A 14,851-nucleotide genomic window follows, 5' to 3' on the forward strand; every position below is an offset into this window, starting at 1 on the left:
CCCTGTAGGAGCGAGCTTGCTCGCGATGGCGGTAAAACATTCAACACAGAAGTCGACTGGCCTACCGTCATCGCGAGCAAGCTCGCTCCTACAAGGGATTGTGTCAGGCTTGGCTGATACGCAACTCCTCGATACTGATCTCGCGCATCCGGAATTTCTGGATCTTGCCGGTCACCGTCATCGGAAACTCATCCACGAACTTGAAGTAACGCGGTGTCTTGAAGTGCGCGATGCGCTCCTTGCACCAGGCTTGCAATTCCTGTTCGGTGGCGCTGTGACCCGGGTGGAACTTGATCCAGGCGACGATCTCCTCGCCATAGCGCGAACACGGAATGCCGATCACTTGCACATCCGCCACGGCCGGGTGGGTGAAGAAGAACTCTTCCAGCTCCCGCGGGTAAATATTCTCGCCACCGCGGATGATCATGTCCTTGTTGCGTCCGGCAATGCACACGTAGCCTTCGTCATTCATGCTCGCCAGATCACCGGTGTGCATCCAGCCCGCCTGATCGATGGCTTCGGCGGTACCTTGCGGGTTTTTCCAGTAACCGAGCATCACGCTGTACCCGCGAGTGCAGAGTTCGCCGATGGTGCCGCGCGGCACCAGATTGCCTGCCTCGTCGATGATTTTGCTTTCCAGCTGCGGCTGGGTCCGGCCCACCGTGGTCACTCGCAATTCCAGCTCATCTGACGGACCGGTCTGCAACGACACAGGGCTGGTTTCCGTCATGCCGTAGGCAATCTGCACTTCGCTCATGTGCATTTCGCTGATAACCCGGCGCATCACTTCAATCGGGCAGGTCGCCCCGGCCATGATCCCAGTGCGCAGGCTCGACAGATCGAACTCCGCCAGTTTTGGCTGATCGAGCATGGCGATGAACATGGTCGGCACGCCGTAGAGCGCGGTGGCTTTTTCTTCGGCGACCGTCGTCAGGGTGAGCAATGGATCGAAGGCATCGTTGGGGTAAATCATGGTGCTGCCGTGAGTGATGCAACCCAGGTTGCCCATGACCATGCCGAAGCAGTGATACAGCGGGACCGGAATCACCAGACGATCATTGGCCGTCAGCCCGAGGCTTTCGCCCACCATGTAGCCGTTGTTGAGAATATTGTAGTGACTGAGGGTCGCGCCCTTGGGGAACCCCGTGGTGCCGGAGGTGTACTGGATGTTGACCGGCTGATCGAAGTGCAGGCTGTCCTCGCGCTCACGCAATTGCCCGGCTGTGACGCTGGCGGCCAGGTCGGTCAGTTGCGACCACGGCAGAAAACCCGATGGCGGCTGCGCATCAAGGCTGATGACGCCGCGCAATTCCGGCAGGCGCTCACTCTGCAGCTGCCCGATGGATTGCTCCGCCAGTTCCGGCAACAGGCCTTGCACCATGGCGTGATAGTTGGACGTCTTGAATGCACCCGCGCAGACCAGCCATTGGCAACCGGATTGCTTCAACGCGTACTCAAGCTCGGAGCTGCGATAAGCCGGATTGATGTTGACCAGGATCACGCCGATCTTCGCACTGGCGAACTGGCTGATGCACCACTGGGCGCAATTTGGAGCCCAGACACCCAGCCTGTCGCCTGTCTGCAAGCCCAATGCGAGCAGCGCTCTGGCATGCAGATCCACCGCCTCGGACAGTTGCTGCCACGTGTAGCGCAGCTGTTGATGACGCACGACCAGCGCCTCGCCGTTCGGGTATTGCGCCGCCGTGTTGTTGAATGCCTGACCGATGGTCATCGCCAACAAGGCTTTGTCCTGAGTACCACGGGTATAGCTGCGCTGCGTGCTTGCACTGGGTTGATCCATGACGACCCCTATTGTCTTTATTGATGGGCTGCCGACGCTCATTGTAGGAGCCGAGCTTGCTCGCGAAGGGGCCAGTACATTCAACATCAATGTCGACAGTTCAGGCGCAATCGCGAGCAAGCTCGCTCCCACAGGTGACCGTCGCAAGTCTGTAAGAGCTGCCTCTACTCTCGCTCAAGTTGACGTTAACGTAAAGGGTGATTGACAGCCATTCGTCACAGGCTTACGTTAACGTAAAGGTGAGAGCCGAATCACTGCCCTCCCCGCCCTACAAAAAAGCCAAAAGGTGACCCATGAGCTACCCATCCCTGAACTTTGCCCTCGGTGAAACCATCGACATGCTGCGCGATCAGGTTCAGTCCTTCGTCGCCAAGGAGATCGCTCCCCGCGCCGCTCAGATCGACATCGACAACCTGTTCCCGGCCGACCTGTGGCGCAAATTCGGCGACATGGGCCTGCTCGGCGTAACCGTTCCGGAAGAGTACGGCGGTGCGGGCCTGGGTTACCTGGCGCACGTGGTGGTCATGGAAGAAATCAGCCGTGGCTCGGCGTCGGTGGCACTGTCCTACGGCGCCCACTCCAACCTTTGCGTCAACCAGATCAACCGCAACGGCAATCACGAACAGAAAACCAAGTACCTGCCGAAGCTGATCAGCGGCGAGCACATCGGCGCCCTGGCCATGAGCGAACCGAATGCCGGTTCCGACGTGGTGTCGATGAAACTACGTGCCGACAAACGCGGCGATCACTACGTCCTCAACGGCAGCAAAACCTGGATCACCAACGGCCCTGACGCCAACACCTACGTGATCTACGCCAAGACCGACCTGGAAAAAGGCCCGCACGGCATCACCGCCTTCATCGTCGAGCGCGACTGGAAAGGCTTCAGCCGCAGCAACAAGTTCGACAAGCTCGGCATGCGCGGCTCCAACACCTGCGAGCTGTTCTTCGATGACGTCGAAGTGCCGGAGGAAAATATCCTCGGCGCACTCAACGGCGGTGTGAAAGTGTTGATGAGCGGCCTCGATTACGAGCGCGTTGTCCTGTCCGGCGGCCCGACCGGCATCATGCAGGCCTGCATGGACCTGATCGTGCCGTACATTCACGACCGCAAGCAATTCGGCCAAAGCATCGGCGAATTCCAGCTGATCCAGGGCAAAGTCGCCGACATGTACACCCAGCTCAACGCCAGCCGCGCCTACCTGTATGCGGTGGCCCAGGCCTGCGAACGCGGCGAAACCACGCGCAAGGACGCGGCCGGCGTGATCCTCTACAGCGCTGAACGTGCCACGCAAATGGCCCTGGATGCGATCCAGATCCTCGGCGGTAACGGCTACATCAACGAATTCCCGGCGGGTCGTCTGCTGCGTGACGCCAAGCTGTACGAAATCGGTGCCGGCACCAGTGAGATCCGTCGCATGCTGATCGGTCGCGAACTGTTCAACGAAACCCGCTAAACGGAGCTGTCCATGGCTATCCTGCATACCCAGCTCAACCCCCGTTCAGCGGAGTTCGCGGCTAATAGCGCGGCGATGCTCAAACAGGTCGACGCCCTGCACACCCTGCTCGCCCAAGTGGCGCAAGGTGGCGGTCCGAAGGCGCAAGAACGCCACACTTCGCGGGGTAAATTGTTGCCTCGCGAGCGGATCAATCGGCTGCTCGATCCAGGTTCGCCATTTCTGGAAATCAGCCAGCTGGCGGCCTACGCGGTCTACGGTGAAGACGTTCCCGCTGCGGGCGTCATTGCCGGGATCGGCCGCGTGGAGGGCGTCGAGTGCATGATCGTTGCCAACGACGCCACCGTTAAAGGCGGCTCGTATTACCCGCTGACCGTGAAGAAACACCTGCGCGCCCAGACCATCGCCCAGCAGAATCGCCTGCCGTGCATTTACCTGGTGGACTCCGGCGGCGCCAACCTGCCGCGTCAGGACGAAGTGTTTCCGGACCGCGAGCATTTCGGCCGGATCTTCTTCAACCAGGCCAACATGAGCGCCATGGGCATCCCGCAGATCGCGGTGGTGATGGGTTCCTGCACCGCTGGTGGCGCTTACGTACCCGCGATGGCCGACGAAGCGATCATGGTTCGCCAGCAAGCCACGATTTTTCTCGCCGGCCCACCGCTGGTGAAAGCCGCGACCGGTGAAGTGGTCAGCGCCGAAGACCTTGGCGGGGCCGATGTGCACTGCAAGATTTCCGGCGTTGCCGACCATTACGCCGAAAGCGACGAACACGCGCTGGCCATTGCCCGACGCAGCGTCGCCAACCTCAACTGGCGCAAATTGGGCGAACTGCAACAACGCGCGCCGATCGCTCCGCTGTACGCCAGCGATGAGTTGTACGGCGTGGTGTCGGCCGACGCCAAGCAGCCGTTCGACGTGCGCGAAGTTATTTCCCGTCTGGTCGACGGCTCAGTGTTCGATGAATTCAAGGCGCTGTTCGGCACCACCCTGGTCTGCGGTTTCGCGCACTTGCACGGTTACCCGATTGCGATCCTCGCCAACAACGGCATCCTGTTCGCCGAGGCGGCGCAGAAAGGCGCGCACTTTATTGAGCTCGCTTGTCAGCGCGGCATTCCCTTGCTGTTTCTGCAGAACATCACCGGTTTCATGGTCGGCCAGAAGTACGAAGCCGGCGGCATCGCCAAGCACGGCGCGAAACTCGTCACCGCGGTGGCCTGCGCCAAGGTGCCGAAATTCACCGTGATCATCGGCGGCAGTTTCGGGGCCGGTAACTACGGCATGTGCGGGCGGGCTTACGATCCGCGTTTCCTGTGGATGTGGCCGAACGCACGCATCGGCGTGATGGGCGCCGAGCAAGCAGCGGGCGTGCTGGTGCAGGTCAAGCGCGAGCAGGCTGAACGCAGCGGCCAGGGGTTCAGCGCCGAGCAGGAAGCCGAGATCAAACAACCGATCCTCGATCAATACGAAGAACAGGGCCACCCTTACTACTCCAGCGCACGGCTGTGGGACGACGGCGTCATCGACCCGGCGCAGACCCGCGATGTGCTGGCCCTGGCCTTGTCCGCGTCGTTGAACGCGCCAATCGAACAGAGCCGCTTCGGCGTGTTCCGGATGTGATTTTGTAGGAGCGAGCTTGCTCGCGATGGACGTTAACGATGACGCGCGCTTTCCGGTTAAATGCGCCGCCCTTCAGTCCATCGCGCGCAAGCCTCGCTCCTACAAGTACCGTGGAGAACGGACGAAAATGAACGATTTCAACACCCTCGAACTGCTGACCGACCCACGGGGTTTTGCGACCCTGTGGCTCAGCCGTGAAGAAAAAAACAACGCGTTCAACGCCGAGATGATCCGCGAGCTGATCCTGGCACTGGACAAAGTGGCGGCCGATACCAGCCTGAGGTTTCTGTTGGTGCGCGGTCGCGGCAAGCATTTCAGCGCCGGTGCCGACCTGGCGTGGATGCAGCAATCAGCCGAACTCGACTACCAGACCAACCTCGACGACGCCCGGGAACTGGCGGAGTTGATGTACAACCTCTCCAAGCTGAAAATCCCGACCCTGGCCGTGGTGCAAGGCGCCGCGTTCGGCGGCGCGCTCGGCCTGATCAGTTGCTGCGACATGGCGATTGGTGCCGATGACGCGCAGTTCTGTCTGTCGGAAGTGCGTATCGGCCTGGCGCCGGCCGTGATCAGTCCGTTTGTGGTGCAAGCCATCGGCGAACGTGCGGCACGCCGTTATGCCCTGACTGCGGAGCGATTCGGTGGACAGCGGGCTCGCGAGATCGGCTTGTTGTCCGACAGTTATCCCGCCAGTGAGCTGGAGCAAAAAGTCGCGCAGTGGGTCGACAACCTGTTGCTCAACAGCCCGGCAGCCATGCGTGTCAGTAAAGACTTGCTGCGTGAAGTCGGCAACGGCGCGCTGACCCCGGCCCTGCGGCGCTACACCGAAAATGCCATCGCGCGAATCCGCGTCAGTCCCGAAGGTCAGGAAGGCTTGCGCGCCTTTCTGCAAAAACGTCCACCGAGCTGGCAAGCCGAAATCACCACCAAGGAGCCGCATTGATGAGCGCCCCTGTTATTACCTCCCTGCTGGTGGCCAACCGGGGCGAAATCGCTTGCCGGGTCATGCGCACCGCCAAGGCCCTGGGCCTGACCACCGTGGCCGTGCACAGTGCCACGGACCGTGAAGCCCGGCACAGCCGCGAAGCCGATATCCGCGTCGACCTCGGTGGCAGCAAAGCCGCCGACAGTTACCTGCAAATCGACAAACTGATCGCGGCGGCCAAGGCCAGCGGCGCTCAGGCGATTCACCCGGGTTATGGTTTTCTGTCGGAGAACGCCGGGTTCGCGCGCGCCATCGAAGCCGCCGGCCTGATCTTCCTCGGTCCGCCCGCCTCGGCCATCGACGCCATGGGCAGCAAGTCCGCGGCCAAGGCACTGATGGAAACCGCCGGCGTCCCATTGGTGCCCGGCTACCACGGCGAAGCTCAAGACCTCGACACCTTCCGTGATGCCTGCGAACGCATCGGCTACCCCGTGCTGCTCAAGGCCACAGCGGGTGGCGGCGGCAAAGGCATGAAAGTGGTCGAAGAAGTCAGCCAACTGGCCGAAGCCCTGGCGTCCGCCCAGCGCGAAGCAAAATCGTCGTTCGGCGATTCGCGGATGCTGGTGGAAAAATACCTGCTGAAACCGCGCCACGTCGAGATTCAGGTCTTCGCCGACCAGCATGGCAACTGCCTCTACCTGAATGAGCGTGATTGCTCGATCCAGCGTCGGCACCAGAAAGTCGTCGAAGAAGCACCCGCGCCAGGCTTGAGCCCGGAACTGCGTCGCGCCATGGGCGAGGCCGCTGTGCGTTCGGCGCAGGCCATCGGTTATGTCGGTGCCGGCACCGTGGAATTCTTGCTGGATGCGCGCGGCGAGTTCTTCTTCATGGAGATGAACACGCGCCTGCAAGTCGAACACCCGGTCACCGAAGCCATCACCGGTCTCGACCTGGTGGCCTGGCAGATTCGCGTGGCGCGCGGTGAGGCGCTGCCGATGACCCAGGCCGAGGTGCCGCTGATCGGTCATGCCATTGAAGTGCGGCTGTACGCCGAAGACCCGGCCAATGATTTCCTGCCGGCGACCGGGCGCTTGGAGCTATATCGCGAATCCGCCGAAGGGCCAGGGCGTCGTGTCGACAGCGGCGTGGAAGAAGGCGATGAGATCTCGCCCTTCTACGACCCGATGCTCGGCAAACTGATTGCCTGGGGCGAGGACCGTGAACAGGCGCGTTTGCGGCTGTTGAGCATGCTGGACGAATTTGCGATTGGCGGGCTCAAGACCAACATCAATTTCCTGCGCCGTATCATCGGCCATCCTGCCTTTGCAGCGGCAGAACTGGATACCGGATTTATTCCCCGTTATCAGGAGCAACTGCTTCCAGAGCCTTCGCCACTCAGTGACGAATTCTGGCAGTCCGCCGCGCAGGCGTTTGCCCAGAGCCAATCGGGATCGCCACGTGCCGACGACCTGAGTTCACCGTGGGGGATCAGCAACGGTTTCCGCGCCGGGCTGCCAAAGGAAATCACCCTGCACCTGAGTTGCGAAGGCCAGGATCGGGCACTGACCCTGGGCAACCTGCGCACCGCGCAACTCAAGGGCGAACAGCTGCTGACAGAACACAACGGCGTGCGCCGCCAGCATCGGGCAATCCGCCGTGACGGCGTTGTGTACCTGCAATGGGAAGGTGAGCTGCGCCGAATCGAATCCTACGATCCGATCAGCGCCGTTGAAGCCAGCCACAGCCATCAAGGCGGGCTGACTGCCCCCATGAACGGCAGCATCGTCCGGGTGCTGGTGGAGGCCGGGCAAACAGTCGAGTCAGGCGCGCAACTGGTGGTGCTGGAAGCGATGAAAATGGAACACAGCATCCGCGCGCCCCACGCCGGTGTGATCAAGGCGCTGTACTGCCAGGAAGGCGAGATGGTCAGCGAAGGCAGTGCGCTGGTCGAGTTGGAAGAAGCCTGAAATGAAGATCGGTCCTACGCGTTGCGAGGACCGATCTGATTAGAATTTGGCGGTTGCCTGAACCACTACACCGATGATTCGGCATACTTCGGTGTAAAGGACTTTCGGATATGTCGGATTGAGCGGGACCAGGTAACGCTGCCCGCCCTCTTCGATCAGTTTGCGAAACGTCGCTTCGGTGCTGTCCGGCCACTGGGCGATCACCAGCTTGCCGGGCACTGCTTCCACATCCGGGTCGACAAGGATCAACATGTCCTCGGCGATGCTCACGCCACTCGGCGCCGTCATCGCATCGCCCGCCACCACCAGCCAGAACGCCTTGCCCCGAGCGTGGTAATCGGTCAGCTCGAAACGGGGCTTGCCGTAGACCGGATGCTCGCCGTCACGCACCTCTGCGGGTTCTCGCCAGTCGCTGACCGGGTACCGAAAGTACGGGTTGTACTTTTCCGTCAGGGAAATCCCGTCGTCCTGCAGGAGTAGAGGTTCCCTGATCACCATGGCCACTTCCAGATAGTCCATGCCCAGCGCCTGCAACACACGATTCATGTCTTCGATGCTGGGTTGACGGCGTTTAGTCAGCCAGTGACCAATGCCGCCCTGGGACATCCCTACACGCTCGGCAAGTATCTCTTGAGTGACTTTGAGTTCACTCATCTTGGCCTTGACCAATTCAATCCATTTATCCATGTGCAGCACGATACGTGGGCGCCTCCGGCCTTTCAAAACACAACTTGTAGTATTTAAATTCTCGTCACAAATACAGTAAGTACTAGGATTGGTTCACGGATCTGAATCTCTCACGGAGCTTGCCATCGACATGAACATCCCCAGCAACGACCTGCCGGACATCCAAATCGACACCTCCCTCACCTCGCCTGCCGGCTCTGCGGCAGCCCAACGGGCATTGGACTATTACTTGAAACCGGCAGTGTCCGAAGTGGTGGTCGAAGAAGAACGTTTTTTTGCTGTGAATCGTAATATCAGCAGCGAGGAAGCGCTGGTCCACGCCACGGACCTGTTGCGCTGTGCGGCCGCCACGGCATTCGAATCGGCCAATCACCTGCAAGGTGCAAACAGGGACCTGGCGTTTTCGACCGTGCACATGATCGATATGGCGAAGGCGCTATTAGACCGATCCCTGGATGGCGATCGCAACAGCTGAAATGAGACAGGACGTTTGGGAGCGCGGGAAAGAATTTTCCAATCGCGCAGATAAAAACGTTTGACTTGCAAACGAGAATGATTATTATTGCATGCAGCTGGTCGCGAGATCAGTCGATTGTCCGAGTGACCTTAGGTCGGTCTCCTGGACTCTCTCCTCATCAGGCTAATCACGGTTTTTGACCCGGCTTTTTGCCGGGTCTTTTTTTTGCCAGTTATTCTGGCTTTACCTTCAGGCTAATGAAGTCTTTGGGTGCTGCAAATTCGATGGCGCGGATAATATCAAAAGAATATCGGTTGGCAAGAGAAGCCCGCGGACCTTGGGTAAAACGAATGAAAAATAGCACTTGAGAATCAATCGCACAGTCTCTAAGCTGCGCCGGCGTCAAGGACGACGCCCCCCGCTACACCCCGCAATTTCCCTCGGTTTTCCCTCCTCAGCGTGTAAAGTAGCAGCCATAAAAATCATATTCAGGAATCGACTATGAGCGTGGCCAAATCTTCTTTCGACATCAGTGCAAACTTCGACAGCGGCAACATTGAAGTGCTGGACATCAGCAACCCGTTGCAAGCGCTGCTGGCCATCAAGCCGGACACTCGCAGCCCGCACTTTCAGTGGTTTCACTTCAAGGCCAGCGGTCTGCACGTCGGTCAGGAGCACTGGTTCCGGCTGAACAATGCCAGCAAGTCTTCCTACAACAAGGCCTGGGACGGCTATCAGGCCGTGGCGTCCTACGACCACGTCAACTGGTTCCGGGTGCCGACCATTTTCGAAGGCGATTGCCTGCGCTTCAGTCTTGAAGCCACTGCCACCCACGCCTGGTTTGCCTATTTCGAACCTTATAGCCGAGGCCGTCACGACTGGTTGATCGAGCAGGCACTGTCCAAGGCCGGCACCGAATTGCTGGCCACCGGCAAAAGCGTGGAAGGCCGAGACATCCAATTGTTGCGCAAAGGCACCGGCGCCGAAGGTCAGCGCAAGGTTTGGCTCATTGCCCAGCAGCACCCCGGCGAGCACATGGCCGAGTGGTTCATGGAAGGCGTCATCGAACGTCTGGAAAAGCACGATGATCCCGTACTGAACAAATTGCTGGCCAGTGCCGACCTGTACCTGGTGCCGAACATGAACCCGGACGGCGCCTTCCATGGTCACCTGCGCACCAACGCCATGGGCCAGGACCTCAATCGAGCCTGGCAGAGCGCCAGCCAGGAACTCACCCCGGAAGTCTTTTTCGTACAACAGCAGATGGAAAAGTACGGTGTCGATCTGTTCCTCGACATCCACGGCGATGAAGAAATCCCTTACGTGTTCACCGCCGGTTGCGAAGGCAACCCCGGCTACACGCCGCGGATCGAAAAACTCGAAGAGCATTTCCGCAGCCACTTGAAGCACCTGACCAAGGACTTCCAGACCAAGCACGGCTACACCCGCGACGAGCCGGGCAAGGCCAACATGACCCTGGCCTGCAACAGCATCGGCGAGAAATTCGACTGCCTGTCGCTGACGCTGGAGATGCCGTTCAAGGACAACAACGACGCCCCGAACGCGCTGACCGGCTGGTCGGGCAAGCGGTCGAAACAGTTGGGCAAGGACGTGCTGACCACTATTGCCGAGATGATCGACACCGTGCGCTGACTGCTCGGCCTTCCTAGCCGCTGGCGCAGCCTGCGCCAGCGGCAAAGGAGGATCAGCCGCGATCCTTGCCCCGAAGCATGCTGTCCAGTACGTCATCACGACGCACCCAGCCATGAAACAACGCCGCCGCCAGATGCAGCAATACCGTCAAAAACAGTAAATACGCCAAATACCCGTGAGCCTTGCGCAGGAACGCGAACACCTGCGCATTGGCCGGCAGGATCGACGGCAACTGCAACGAACTGCTGAGCATTACCGGGTCGCCCGCCGCCGAAATCATCGCCCAACCAATAATCGGCAACACAAACATCAACACGTACAGCAGCACATGCGAAGCCTTGGCCGCGAGCACTTGCCAACCCGGCAGGTCCGCCGGCAGCGGTGGCTGTTGCGTGGAAAAGCGCACGCCCAGGCGCACGATCACCAGCAACAGAATGGCGATGCCCAAGGGTTTGTGCAGATGGATCAGCCACTCATGACGCTCTGACACCGAGGCAACCATGCCCGCGCCAATGAACAACATGGCAATGATCATCAGCGCCATCAGCCAGTGCAGCAGTCGCGCCAAGGGCGCGAAGTGGTTCGGTTGAGTGCTCATTGTTGAGCCTCCTGTTTAGCGGCTGGCAACTGGCTGACTTCGCTGGTGCGGCGCAAGTAGGAACTGGCGTAACCCGCTGAGCGAGCGGCGAGCAACGGGTCGTCGGAACCTTCGATCCCACTCGGCAAAACCAGCGGATCGTAGTTGATGTCCCGGCATTCGCCATTGAGTTGCGGCTGCGTGCTTTCGAGGACCAGAGTGCCGGCATTCAACACTTTGCGCCCCTCGGGCCAGGCCTTGCTGGCGTCGTTGACCGGATCGCCCGGGTTGGCCAGCGTGATGTTCAGCTGCCAGCGCAGCGGTCCCGCAGAGATACGCTGCACCAGGTCTTTCTCAAGGAAGTCCGTACCCTCCGGCGCCGTGGCACCTGCCGCGTCCTGGGCCACCGGGGTCATGCTCCAGCGCACGGCCTGGCGTTGCCCGGCGGCATTGACCAGGTAGAACGCGTTGACGCTGTTGTAGGTTTCCGTCACATAGCTGGCCGATGGCTTGGCGGTCTTGATCCAGGCCAGGAACGGCGCGGCCTCAGGATGCGAGCCAAAGAACGCCGGCACGGCAGCCGGGTTTGGCTTGCCGGTGGCCGGGTCTGGCGACTGCGCTTGTTGCAACTGGTAGAACGCCTCGGGCGTACCTACCGGGAACACTGGCATGCTGTTCATCCCGGTGCGCCATTGCTGACCGTTGGCCTGGGTGAAACGCAACGCCAGGCTGCGAATCGGCACGGCGCTGTCCGGCGCATAAGGGTTACCGGCCGGCAAGGCGAACCGCCCCACCACCGGGGTCCGGGCTTCGTTGAACACCTGAGCCGTGGAGTAGCTGCGCGCCTCGCCACTGCTTTCGAAATGCCCGATCACACACACGCCCTTGGAGTGGTTACGGCGGAATCCGGGGTGCACGCCGTTATTGGTCTCCAGCACATTGATCAGCTTTTTAGGCGTCAGGCGCTGTGGGTCGAAGGTGCCATTGACGTAGGCAAAAGCCCCGGCCACGGCGGCGACCACCACGGCGATGCCGGCCAGGCGCAACGTCAGGCTCGCGGCACTCAAGGGGGGCCGGGTGGGCGGTGATGAGCGATCTACCATGAAAGACTCCAGGGCCATCGGCCACAAGTGAGAAGGATCAAGCAGACGAACCCCACGAGGGTTTATTCCATCGCGCGGTATTTATTTTTTCAGGTGTGGAATAACCTCGGATACCGGGCGTCTTCCTAGTCCCAGCGTAGTGACTAGCCAGAAATTCATGAATGATATCGACGAACAACTGAGTGAAATCATTCCCAGATTGCGCCGGTTTGCCGTGTCGTTGACGCGCAATCCCAGCAGCGCCGACGATCTGGTGCAGTCGTGCCTTGAGCGCGCGCTGTCGCGTTGGAACGATAAACGTCCCGAGGGCGACCTGCGCGCCTGGCTGTTCTCGATTCTGTATCGCCAGTTTCTCGATGCTCACCGGCGCTCGCGGCGTTACGCACGGATGCTCGAATTCTTCACCGGGCGCGACGATGCGCAGCCGTCGGTGGAACGCACCGTGATCGCCCAATCGACCCTCAAGGCTTTCGATCAACTCACCACCGAACAGCGCGCGTTGCTGCTGTGGGTGTCGGTGGAAGGCTTGAGTTATAAAGAAGTCGCCGAGATTCTCGGTGTCCCGACCGGTACCGTGATGTCGCGCCTGTCCCGCGCCCGCCAGGCCTTGCGCCAACTCAGCGACGGCGAAATCGTCAGCCCTTCCCTGCGGATACTCAAATGATCAGCATGCCCCCAAGCGAGCGTGACCTGCACGCCTACGTCGACCATCAACTGAGCGATGACGACCGACGTCTGGTGGACACTTATCTGGCCACCCATGCGCCCGTCGCCGCACAGGTGCGCGCCTGGCAGCAAGATGCCCAGCAACTGCGTGCGGCCCTGAGCGGCGCTTTGCAGCAACCGGCCAATCCCGACCTCGACCCGGCGCTGATTCGACAACGCCTGAAACGCCAGTCTCGCCGTCATCTGGCCAGTGCCGCGGTGTTGCTGATGGCCGTCAGCGTCGGCGGTTTCAGCGGTTGGCAGGCGCGGGAAATGACGTTCATCAGTGCCCAGCAGCCAATGGCCGACGCCCTGCAGGCGTACCGGTTGTTTGCCCAGCAGGGCATTCTGCCGGCTGACTACAAGGTCAGAGACGACGGCGATATGCAGGCCTGGCTCGACCGTTACTTCACCCAGGCCAACCGCTTGCCTGACCTCTCGGGCGCCGGTTTCAAACCGGCCAGCGGACGCCTGCTCAGCACTGAGCAAGGTCCGGCGGCGATGGTGGTGTATGAGGATCAGAGCGGGCACAAGATCAGCTTTTACGTGCGCCCGCCGGGGCCAAAGAACTTCATGCTGCCGAGGGGCAGTCGCAGCGACGGCGAATTGCAGGCCGAATACTGGTCGGGCGGCGGTTACAACTACGCGATGGTCAGCCCGACCGATACCCCGGCGGCGCAGATGCTCAAGCAAACCGCGCAGTTCTGATCCTCGCCAGCGCGGAGGGGATCACGGCAGCAGAATGACTTTGTCACCCGCGCCCTGATTCACTTCCGCATAACGCGCCAGCCCATCGGCCAGCGGCGATTCAAAGAGTCCCTGCGGCAACGGCAACAGATCCTGATCGAAAAACCGGCCGAACTGATCAAGCATCGCCGCACAGGCTTGAACGCCATACAGCAGCGAGTTGATGCCCACCACCGAACCACCCTTGCGATACAACGCGAGGGCCGGCAATTGCACGAGGCCATCCACCGGCGCGGCAATGATTGCGATACGGCCAAATGTCGCCAGCGCCGCGACCGAGGCGGGCAGCCAGAAACCGGTGGTGTCGAAAATCACGTCAGCGCCGCCCGTGTAAACGGCCTGCACTTGGGCCCCCAGGTCCTCGGGTTTATCCAGTTGCAGGGTTTGATAGCCCTGAGCTTCCAGCTCCTTGACCTGCTCTGGCCGCCGCGCCGCCGCCAGTACCTGCGCGCCGCGCACCTTGGCCAACGCCAGTGCCGCGCTGCCAACCGCCCCGCCGCCGATTACCAGCAACCGCGTGCCAGCCACCACCAGGCTGCGTTCCAATGCATCCCACGCCGTGGTGTAAGGCACGCCGAGGCTGGCCGCCTGGGCGAAGCTCAGATGAGTCGGCTTGAGCGCCACGCCATTGGCCGGCAGTTTGACGAACTGGGCATGGGAACCGTCAGCGAAAAAGCCCAGCTCACGGCCAGTGCCCCAGACTTCCTGGCCGATCAGCGCCTGCGGTCCTTCGATCACGACACCGGCAAAATCACGCCCGGGAATTCGCGGCAAGGTGGTGTAGGGAAAGCGCCCCAGCACGTTCTTCACATCGCTGGGGTTCAGGCCGGCGGCCTTGATCTGGACCAGAACTTCATCGGGGCCGGCAACGGGGGTGGGCACCTCGACGTAGCGCAAGGCCGAGAGGTCGCCGGTTTTGTCAAACTGCAGTGCTTTCATGGGAATGTCCATCGAATGAGTAAAGGGCTCAGGAGATCCAGCCAGCGACCAGTTGCCGGCCCATCGGCCAGAGCTTCTCGCCAGCGAGCATGCCCAACAGGCCAACCAGCGCTATGGCCGGAGGCGCGGGGGAACGAAAATCCAGTGCGCCGTACAGCAAACCGACGCCCAGACCGATAACCAGGGAAATGAGGTAACTCATGTCAGACTCCG

14 protein-coding genes are annotated in these 14,851 nt (G+C 60.8%); 8 read left to right on the forward strand and 6 right to left on the reverse strand.

Annotated features, from left to right (window positions below):
• Positions 1 to 103 precede the first annotated feature (103 nt).
• Positions 104 to 1,801: an AMP-binding protein gene (locus tag EJA72_RS17005; protein WP_157712586.1), complete on the reverse strand. Its 1,698-nt coding sequence runs from the start codon at positions 1,799 to 1,801 to the stop codon at positions 104 to 106.
• 293 nt (positions 1,802 to 2,094) lie between these two features.
• Between EJA72_RS17005 and EJA72_RS17010 the strand changes: the two genes are divergently transcribed.
• The 4 genes from EJA72_RS17010 (at position 2,095) to EJA72_RS17025 (ending at position 7,770) form a co-directional block, all read left to right on the forward strand.
• The gene (locus tag EJA72_RS17010; RefSeq protein WP_157712587.1) at positions 2,095 to 3,258 is read left to right on the forward strand and encodes an isovaleryl-CoA dehydrogenase; all 1,164 of its coding nucleotides are present in this window, start codon (positions 2,095 to 2,097) and stop codon (positions 3,256 to 3,258) included.
• Between the two features lie 12 nt (positions 3,259 to 3,270).
• Entirely contained in the window at positions 3,271 to 4,878 is a 1,608-nt protein-coding gene (locus EJA72_RS17015) for a carboxyl transferase domain-containing protein (protein WP_157712588.1), read from the forward strand.
• Positions 4,879 to 5,005: 127 nt separating this feature from the next.
• Complete coding sequence (locus tag EJA72_RS17020) at positions 5,006 to 5,821, forward strand: gamma-carboxygeranoyl-CoA hydratase (RefSeq protein ID WP_157712589.1); 816 nt, start codon at positions 5,006 to 5,008, stop codon at positions 5,819 to 5,821.
• The gene (locus EJA72_RS17025; RefSeq protein ID WP_157712590.1) at positions 5,821 to 7,770 is read left to right on the forward strand and encodes an acetyl/propionyl/methylcrotonyl-CoA carboxylase subunit alpha; all 1,950 of its coding nucleotides are present in this window, start codon (positions 5,821 to 5,823) and stop codon (positions 7,768 to 7,770) included. Before EJA72_RS17020 ends, EJA72_RS17025 begins: the two co-directional genes overlap by 1 nt.
• A 39-nt stretch (positions 7,771 to 7,809) precedes the next feature.
• On the opposite strand, the gene EJA72_RS17030 is transcribed toward EJA72_RS17025, so the two are convergent.
• Positions 7,810 to 8,457 carry a LexA family transcriptional regulator gene (locus tag EJA72_RS17030; RefSeq protein WP_157712591.1) on the reverse strand — a complete coding sequence of 216 codons (648 nt, stop codon included), beginning with the start codon at positions 8,455 to 8,457 and terminating at the stop codon, positions 7,810 to 7,812.
• A 130-nt stretch (positions 8,458 to 8,587) separates the two neighbouring features.
• On the opposite strand from EJA72_RS17030, the gene EJA72_RS17035 reads away from it, so the two are divergent.
• The gene (locus EJA72_RS17035; RefSeq protein ID WP_157712592.1) at positions 8,588 to 8,932 is read left to right on the forward strand and encodes a DUF6124 family protein; all 345 of its coding nucleotides are present in this window, start codon (positions 8,588 to 8,590) and stop codon (positions 8,930 to 8,932) included.
• Positions 8,933 to 9,415: 483 nt separating this feature from the next.
• Positions 9,416 to 10,567 (forward strand): M14-type cytosolic carboxypeptidase, encoded by a 1,152-nt coding sequence (locus EJA72_RS17040; protein WP_157712593.1) that lies wholly within the window; start codon positions 9,416 to 9,418, stop codon positions 10,565 to 10,567.
• A 52-nt stretch (positions 10,568 to 10,619) separates the two neighbouring features.
• Here EJA72_RS17040 and EJA72_RS17045 read toward each other — a convergent pair whose 3' ends face one another.
• Both EJA72_RS17045 and EJA72_RS17050 read right to left on the reverse strand, forming a co-directional pair.
• Positions 10,620 to 11,165: a cytochrome b gene (locus EJA72_RS17045; protein ID WP_157712594.1), complete on the reverse strand. Its 546-nt coding sequence runs from the start codon at positions 11,163 to 11,165 to the stop codon at positions 10,620 to 10,622.
• Positions 11,162 to 12,247 carry a catalase family peroxidase gene (locus EJA72_RS17050; protein WP_157712595.1) on the reverse strand — a complete coding sequence of 362 codons (1,086 nt, stop codon included), beginning with the start codon at positions 12,245 to 12,247 and terminating at the stop codon, positions 11,162 to 11,164. The genes EJA72_RS17045 and EJA72_RS17050 overlap by 4 nt, the downstream gene beginning before the upstream one ends.
• A gap of 157 nt (positions 12,248 to 12,404) precedes the next feature.
• Between EJA72_RS17050 and EJA72_RS17055 the strand changes: the two genes are divergently transcribed.
• Together EJA72_RS17055 and EJA72_RS17060 are read left to right on the forward strand one after the other, a co-directional pair.
• Positions 12,405 to 12,911 carry an RNA polymerase sigma factor gene (locus EJA72_RS17055; protein WP_157712596.1) on the forward strand — a complete coding sequence of 169 codons (507 nt, stop codon included), beginning with the start codon at positions 12,405 to 12,407 and terminating at the stop codon, positions 12,909 to 12,911.
• Entirely contained in the window at positions 12,908 to 13,660 is a 753-nt protein-coding gene (locus EJA72_RS17060) for an anti-sigma factor (protein ID WP_157712597.1), read from the forward strand. Before EJA72_RS17055 ends, EJA72_RS17060 begins: the two co-directional genes overlap by 4 nt.
• Positions 13,661 to 13,681: 21 nt before the next feature.
• Here EJA72_RS17060 and EJA72_RS17065 read toward each other — a convergent pair whose 3' ends face one another.
• Complete coding sequence (locus tag EJA72_RS17065; protein WP_157712598.1) at positions 13,682 to 14,638, reverse strand: zinc-binding alcohol dehydrogenase family protein; 957 nt, start codon at positions 14,636 to 14,638, stop codon at positions 13,682 to 13,684.
• 28 nt (positions 14,639 to 14,666) lie between these two features.
• Positions 14,667 to 14,840, reverse strand: coding sequence for a DUF1427 family protein (locus tag EJA72_RS17070; RefSeq protein ID WP_081744004.1), 174 nt, complete (start codon positions 14,838 to 14,840; stop codon positions 14,667 to 14,669).
• Between the last annotated feature and the right edge of the window lie 11 nt (positions 14,841 to 14,851).

This window comes from Pseudomonas sp. PB120 (assembly GCF_009761815.1).
In the GTDB taxonomy this organism is placed as follows: Bacteria; Pseudomonadota; Gammaproteobacteria; order Pseudomonadales; family Pseudomonadaceae; genus Aquipseudomonas.

What these genes read in the sequence shown, in the direction of transcription:
- EJA72_RS17005 (WP_157712586.1), bottom strand. Translation starts at nt 1,801, where the DNA reads ATGGATCAACCCAGTGCAAGCACGCAGCGCAGCTATACCCGTGGTACT.
- EJA72_RS17010 (WP_157712587.1), top strand. Translation starts at nt 2,095, where the DNA reads ATGAGCTACCCATCCCTGAACTTTGCCCTCGGTGAAACCATCGACATG.
- EJA72_RS17015 (WP_157712588.1), top strand. Translation starts at nt 3,271, where the DNA reads ATGGCTATCCTGCATACCCAGCTCAACCCCCGTTCAGCGGAGTTCGCG.
- EJA72_RS17020 (WP_157712589.1), top strand. Translation starts at nt 5,006, where the DNA reads ATGAACGATTTCAACACCCTCGAACTGCTGACCGACCCACGGGGTTTT.
- EJA72_RS17025 (WP_157712590.1), top strand. Translation starts at nt 5,821, where the DNA reads ATGAGCGCCCCTGTTATTACCTCCCTGCTGGTGGCCAACCGGGGCGAA.
- EJA72_RS17030 (WP_157712591.1), bottom strand. Translation starts at nt 8,457, where the DNA reads ATGGATAAATGGATTGAATTGGTCAAGGCCAAGATGAGTGAACTCAAA.
- EJA72_RS17035 (WP_157712592.1), top strand. Translation starts at nt 8,588, where the DNA reads ATGAACATCCCCAGCAACGACCTGCCGGACATCCAAATCGACACCTCC.
- EJA72_RS17040 (WP_157712593.1), top strand. Translation starts at nt 9,416, where the DNA reads ATGAGCGTGGCCAAATCTTCTTTCGACATCAGTGCAAACTTCGACAGC.
- EJA72_RS17045 (WP_157712594.1), bottom strand. Translation starts at nt 11,165, where the DNA reads ATGAGCACTCAACCGAACCACTTCGCGCCCTTGGCGCGACTGCTGCAC.
- EJA72_RS17050 (WP_157712595.1), bottom strand. Translation starts at nt 12,247, where the DNA reads ATGGTAGATCGCTCATCACCGCCCACCCGGCCCCCCTTGAGTGCCGCG.
- EJA72_RS17055 (WP_157712596.1), top strand. Translation starts at nt 12,405, where the DNA reads ATGAATGATATCGACGAACAACTGAGTGAAATCATTCCCAGATTGCGC.
- EJA72_RS17060 (WP_157712597.1), top strand. Translation starts at nt 12,908, where the DNA reads ATGATCAGCATGCCCCCAAGCGAGCGTGACCTGCACGCCTACGTCGAC.
- EJA72_RS17065 (WP_157712598.1), bottom strand. Translation starts at nt 14,638, where the DNA reads ATGAAAGCACTGCAGTTTGACAAAACCGGCGACCTCTCGGCCTTGCGC.
- EJA72_RS17070 (WP_081744004.1), bottom strand. Translation starts at nt 14,840, where the DNA reads ATGAGTTACCTCATTTCCCTGGTTATCGGTCTGGGCGTCGGTTTGCTG.